We start from the raw sequence: 1,372 nt of genomic DNA on the forward strand, positions 1-1,372 counted from the left end.
TTGATGTGATGGACGCACTTCCCTTCTAGCACCGTTGTACCAAACTAATGGTGCAACCAGTAAGAGCAGGAGTAATCATCATGTCTATTAAAGTTGTCGGTATCGATATAGCCAAAAACCTCTTTCAAGTATGCGTGTTGAGTTCTGATGGACAAATCTTGTCAAACCGAAAGGTAAAGCGTGACAAGCTTCTTGATACAGTCCGTCAATTACCAGAGAAAACGGCTATTGCGATGGAATCATGCGCAACTTCGCATCATTGGGGCAGAATATTTCAAGAGCTTGGACATAGCGTAGCTCTTATCCCAGCTCAGCACGTAAAGCCATTTGTTGGGCGACAAAAGAATGATGCTAATGATGCGAGAGCAATTTGCGAAGCATTTTCTAGGCCTGATATTCATTTTGTTCCTGTTAAGTCTGTTGAGCAACAAGACCTCAAAGCAATACGCAGTGTCCGTAAACGCTTGGTGGAGAACAGAACTGCCTTGTCGAACCAGATCAGAGGACTCGCCGCTGAATACGGAGTGGTTTTCCCTTTGTCTATTAAAGCTTTGCGAAGTCATTTACCGATAGCTCTTGAAGATGCAGAGAATGATCTTTCCCCAGTAATGAGGAACTTACTGCAAACTTTATACTGTGACTTTGTCAGCCTTAGCGAAGAGATAGATGAAATGACCCAAAGTGTCACCATGTTGAGTCAGCAAAATCCAAGGTATGAGGCTATTCGGAATATTCCTGGTTTTGGTCCGATTTTGACAGCGGCACTGATTAGTGAGGTAGGTACTGGACACCAATTCCAAAATGGTCGCCAGTTCTCAGCATGGTGTGGCCTGGTTCCAAAACAAAATAGTACAGGTGGAAAAAGTTGTCTCGGCTCTCTATCGAAGAATGGTAATCGCGAATTAAGAGCATTACTTATTCACGGCGCTCGCGCAGTGGTTCGGTGTGGAGCTAACAAAGTGGATTCTATGGGAGCATGGTTGAGAGGACTCATTGCACGCCGAGGCAAAGCAAAAGCGATTGTCGCTCTTGCAAACAAGCTCGGTCGGGTAGCATGGCACATCTTGATGAAAAATAGTGAATACGATATTAATCAGGCCTTTAAGCCTGTTTGATAAAAAATAGCAAGTTCTAAGGAGTTATCCTAGAGAAGCAACTGAGTTTGCAATAGCTGATGAATAAACGGTGAACCATCCTTACTACACTCTGATAACGCAACATGGTTATTGAAACCGAGGCTTTGAAAAGACAGTGAGGGGCGGATTACATCATGGCGCAGGTTTATTATCGACCTAGAAAGACGTCGGATATATGTTAGCGACCGTATCATTCAATTAGCCATTGCATCCTGAGGTGCGTCCATATATGTTGC

Annotated in this window: 1 protein-coding gene; it reads left to right on the forward strand. The window is 44.0% G+C overall.

Going from position 1 to position 1,372, the window contains the following annotated elements; genetic code table 11:
- Window positions 1-80 precede the first annotated feature (80 nt).
- Window positions 81-1,115, forward strand: a complete 1,035-nt coding sequence (locus tag R7R24_RS24525; RefSeq protein WP_140136440.1) for an IS110 family transposase — start codon at window positions 81-83, stop codon at window positions 1,113-1,115.
- Window positions 1,116-1,372: the final 257 nt, after the last annotated feature.

Source organism: Vibrio sp. 704, from assembly GCF_033339295.1.

What these genes read in the sequence shown, in the direction of transcription:
- R7R24_RS24525 (WP_140136440.1), top strand. Translation starts at nt 81, where the DNA reads ATGTCTATTAAAGTTGTCGGTATCGATATAGCCAAAAACCTCTTTCAA.